The organism is Phenylobacterium sp. (assembly GCF_030698145.1).
GTDB lineage: Bacteria > Pseudomonadota > Alphaproteobacteria > Caulobacterales > Caulobacteraceae > Phenylobacterium.
The window spans coordinates 1-2,500 of sequence record NZ_JAUYNW010000066.1 but is presented as its reverse complement, the minus strand read 5'-3'; the positions used below and the strand labels follow the sequence as shown (position 1 = coordinate 2,500).

Here is a 2,500-nt window from a genome sequence, read left to right as displayed (position 1 = left end):
GAATTTGGCGGGACCATCCGCTAAGGCTAAATACTCCTGAGAGACCGATAGTGAACCAGTACCGTGAGGGAAAGGTGAAAAGAACCGTGAATAACGGAGTGAAATAGATCCTGAAACCATACGCTTACAAGCGGTCGGAGCCCTTTCGTGGGGTGACGGCGTGCCTTTTGCATAATGAGCCTACGAGTTAACGTTGCTGGCAAGGATAAGTGGTTAAGCCACGGATCCGTAGCGAAAGCGAGTCTGAATAGGGCGCTTTAGTCAGTAGTGTTAGACGCGAAACCGTGTGATCTACCCATGGGCAGGATGAAGCGCTGGTAACACAGTGTGGAGGTCCGAACCGGTTGACGTTGAAAAGTCTTCGGATGACCTGTGGGTAGGGGTGAAAGGCCAATCAAACTCGGAAATAGCTCGTACTCCCCGAAATGCATTTAGGTGCAGCGTTATGCGTAAAGTTATATAGAGGTAGAGCTACTGATTGGATGCGGGGGCTTCACCGCCTACCAATTCCTGACAAACTCCGAATGCTATATAATGTTTCATAACAGTGAGGGCTTGGGTGCTAAGGTCCAAGTCCGAGAGGGAAAGAACCCAGACCATCAGCTAAGGTCCCCAAATATATGTTAAGTTGAAAGAACGAGGTTTGTCTGCCCAGACAGCTAGGATGTTGGCTTGGAAGCAGCCATTCATTTAAAGAGTGCGTAACAGCTCACTAGTCGAGCGGACGAGCATGGATAATAATCGGGCATAAACATATTACCGAAGCTATGGATTTGTAATTTATTACAAGTGGTAGGGGAGCATTCTAACAGGGTAGAAGGTGTGTCGTAAGGCATGCTGGACTGGTTAGAAAAGAAAATGTAGGCATAAGTAACGATAATGCGGGCGAGAAACCCGCACACCGAAAGACTAAGGTTTCCACAGCTATGCTAATCAGCTGTGGGTTAGTCGGGACCTAAGGCGAACCCGAAAGGGACAGTCGATGGACAACGGGTTAATATTCCCGTACTAGTTATTACTGTGATGGGGTGACGGAGTGATGAAAGCGCCGCGAACTGACGGAATAGTTCGTTGAAGTACCTACCTATAAGCTGCGCAGGCAAATCCACGCGGCTTGGGGAAATACGATAGTACTCGGAGTCTTCGGACAAAGAGATAGTGCGCCTAAGGGCTTCCAAGAAAAACCTCTAAACTTCAGGTAATAAGTACCCGTACCGCAAACCGACACAGGTAGTCGAGGAGAGAATCCTAAGGTGCTCGAGAGATTCATGGCTAAGGAATTAGGCAAAATAGACCCGTAACTTCGGGAGAAGGGTCGCCAGCAGCAATGCTGGCCGCAGTGAAGAGGTCCAGGCGACTGTTTATCAAAAACACAGGGCTCTGCAAAATCGTAAGATGAAGTATAGGGCCTGACACCTGCCCGGTGCTGGAAGGTTAAGAGGAGATGTTATCTTCGGAGAAGCATTGAATTGAAGCCCCAGTAAACGGCGGCCGTAACTATAACGGTCCTAAGGTAGCGAAATTCCTTGTCGGGTAAGTTCCGACCTGCACGAATGGTGTAACGATCTGGACACTGTCTCAGCCATGAGCTCGGTGAAATTGTAGTAGCGGTGAAGATGCCGCTTACCCGCAGTGGGACGAAAAGACCCTGTGCACCTTTACTATAGCTTAGTATTGACCTTGGATAAATGATGTGTAGGATAGGTTGGAGACTGTGAAGTGGCGTCGCTAGGCGTTGTGGAGTCATTGTTGAAATACAACCCTTTGTTTATCTGAGGCCTAACCCCGTTATGCGGGGGACATTGCTTGGTGGGTAGTTTGACTGGGGTGGTCGCCTCCAAAAGAGTAACGGAGGCTTCTAAAGGTTCCCTCAGTACGCTTGGTAACCGTGCGTAGAGTGCAATGGCATAAGGGAGCTTGACTGAGAGACATACAGGTCGATCAGGTACGAAAGTAGAGCATAGTGATCCGGTGGTTCCGCATGGAAGGGCCATCGCTCAAAGGATAAAAGGTACGCCGGGGATAACAGGCTGATCTCCCCCAAGAGCTCATATCGACGGGGGGGTTTGGCACCTCGATGTCGGCTCGTCACATCCTGGGGCTGGAGAAGGTCCCAAGGGTTGGGCTGTTCGCCCATTAAAGTGGCACGCGAGCTGGGTTCAGAACGTCGTGAGACAGTTCGGTCTCTATCTACTGTGGGCGCAAGAAATTTGAGTGGATCTGATTCTAGTACGAGAGGACCGAATTGGACAAACCTCTAGTGTATCTGTTGTCACGCCAGTGGCATCGCAGAGTAGCTACGTTTGGAAGGGATAAGCGCTGAAAGCATATAAGCGCGAAACCCACCACAAGATGAGATTTCTTTTAAGGGTCGTGGGAGATGACCACGTTGATAGGCTATAGATGTAAAGGCAGTAATGTCATAGTCGAGTAGTACTAATAACCCGTAAGCTTATGTACGCTTTTCTCCCGTCTTTCGGGACGGGAGAAGAAACTTTCT

Annotated in this window: 1 rRNA gene (cut by a window edge); it reads left to right on the top strand. The window is 49.4% G+C overall.

Annotation, left to right across the window (positions count from 1 at the left end):
- Positions 1-2,460 (top strand): 23S ribosomal RNA (locus Q8Q77_RS09770) (it extends 424 nt beyond the left edge of the window).
- Positions 2,461-2,500: the final 40 nt, after the last annotated feature.